At 53.9% G+C, this 620-nt stretch carries 1 protein-coding gene; it reads left to right on the top strand.

Annotated features, from left to right (window positions below):
* Positions 1-77: 77 nt before the first annotated feature.
* Positions 78-620, top strand: a 543-nt coding sequence (locus tag M5G26_RS25100) for an IS3 family transposase (protein ID WP_273916769.1), incomplete at its 3' end; no start/stop codon positions are given.

Raw genomic sequence — 620 nt, 5'->3', positions numbered from 1 at the left:
CGACGGATTGAGCGCGAGAAGGAAATTTTAAAAAAGGCTACAGCTCTCTTGATGTCGGATTCCCTCGATCGGTAAGGCTGGTCGAGGAGTTAAGCGAGCAATATCCAAGATCCGAGTTGTGTGGCGTATTTGGTATCAACCGCAGCAGTTATTACGAGCGTCTGAAACAGCGGACAAAAGTGGATGTCGAGCGCGATCGCCTCAAGATCAAGGCTGCTGAGTTACATGAGCAAAGTCGCGGATCAATGGGCGCGCGCAGCCTGGCAAAGGCGTTGTGTAACGAAAAGGAGTCGGTGGGTCGTTACATGGCTCGTAGCCTGATGCGTGAGATCGGATTGAAGAGCCAGCAACGGCGCAGGCATCGTTACAAACCTAGCGGCGCGGAGGCTCAATACGCCCCTAATCATTTGGAGCGTAAATTCAATGTCGAGGCCCCCAATCGAGTGTGGTGTGGCGACGTGACTTACATTTGGGCCGGTACTTACTGGGTTTATCTGGCTGCTGTACTTGATCTGCATGCCCGCCGCATCGTCGGCTGGGCGATGTCCAGAAGTCCGGATTCAGCTCTGACCTGTCGAGCGTTAAAGATGGCTTTCGAGTCGCGAGGACGCCCTGAAAAC

The organism is Pseudomonas sp. TNT2022 ID642, assembly GCF_028656995.1.
Lineage (GTDB): Bacteria > Pseudomonadota > Gammaproteobacteria > Pseudomonadales > Pseudomonadaceae > Aquipseudomonas.
This window is presented reverse-complemented; position numbering and strand designations above follow the sequence as displayed.